Here is a 1,176-nt window from a genome sequence, read left to right as displayed (position 1 = left end):
CTCCCCGCGGGCGTGCACCTGGCCCTCGCCTAAACCCACCTGGCGGGCGAGGCCCGCGGCGAAGTCGAGAAGGCGCTGGCCGCCGCGGGCGTCGACTACCACATCGAGACCTACCCCGGCGCCGCCCACGGCTTCACCATGGCCGACACCGAGGCCTTCGACGCCGACGCCAGGCAGCGGCACTGGGACCGGCTGCTTCCCCTGCTGAGCGGCACCCTGTCCGCCTGAGCGATCTGCTACGGGCGGAGGACGTACTTTCCGCGCACACCACCGGCCGCCACCGCGCGATAGGCCGCCGCGGCCTGGTCGAGCGGGACCACGGCGTGCACCCGGGCGGGCAGTTCACCCGTCGCCGCCAGGGCGAGCAAGTGGGTCAGGGTGGCGGGGTCGGGGTGCACTTCCACCGCGTACGCGGTGATCTTCCCTGGCCCGGCGGGGACGAATCCCGGCCGCACGCCGACGAACACCCCGCCCTCGGCGACGAGCGCGACCGCCTCGTCGAGGAGCGCGGCGCAGTCGGCGACCGCGTCCCAGCCGACCTCGGTGGCGGCGGTGAACTCCGCGCCCGTGCCGCGGACGAAGGCCTCGTCGGCGGGCCTGGCCAGGCCGGTCACCCGCCAGCCCCTTTTGATAGCGAGAGTGGTGACATAGCCGCCGACCGTGCCCGCCGCGCCGGTCACGAGCAGTCTCCGGCCGCCGCCCTCGCCGAGCAGGTCGGCGATCTGGGCGGCGGTGAGCCCGTTGAGCGCGACGACGGACGCGGTGGCCGGGTCGAGTTCGCCGGGGACGACGGCCAGGTCGGCGGCGGACGCGACGACCTGCTCGGCATGGGCGCCGCGGTCGCGGTCGAAGCCGCCGAGGAGTCCGGCGACCCTGGTGCCGACGGGCAGGTCCACGCCGGGGCCGGTCGCGGCGACGGTGCCCGCGAACTCGGCGCCGAGCCCGGTGTGGTGGGGCTGGTGGACGAGCCCCATCCGATGGAAGACACCCTCGGCGGTGGCGAGGTCGACCGGGTTCACCGGCGCGGCCTCGATCGCCACCAGCACCTGTCCCGGCCCGGGCTCGCGCACGGGCACGTCGACGATCTCGACGGAGTCCGGGCCGCCAGGCGTGCGGACGACGGCGGCGCGGTGGGTCCGCGTGGTGGAGGCCGAACGCGAAGGCGAAGGCGAAGGC

Annotated in this window: 2 protein-coding genes; one reads left to right on the top strand and one right to left on the bottom strand. The window is 75.7% G+C overall.

Annotated features, from left to right (window positions below; genetic code table 11):
• Positions 1-39: 39 nt before the first annotated feature.
• Positions 40-228 carry a dienelactone hydrolase family protein gene (locus QH283_RS15910; RefSeq protein WP_280503767.1) on the top strand — a complete coding sequence of 63 codons (189 nt, stop codon included), beginning with the start codon at positions 40-42 and terminating at the stop codon, positions 226-228.
• A gap of 8 nt (positions 229-236) precedes the next feature.
• Here the strand turns inward: QH283_RS15910 and QH283_RS15905 are convergent.
• The coding region (locus QH283_RS15905) for an NADP-dependent oxidoreductase (RefSeq protein ID WP_280503766.1) at positions 237-1,176 on the bottom strand (940 nt) is incomplete at its 5' end.

The organism is Nocardia farcinica, assembly GCF_029867845.1.
GTDB lineage: Bacteria > Actinomycetota > Actinomycetes > Mycobacteriales > Mycobacteriaceae > Nocardia > Nocardia farcinica_A.
The sequence above is the reverse complement of the archived record's forward strand: the minus strand, read 5'-3'. Positions and strand labels throughout refer to the sequence as shown.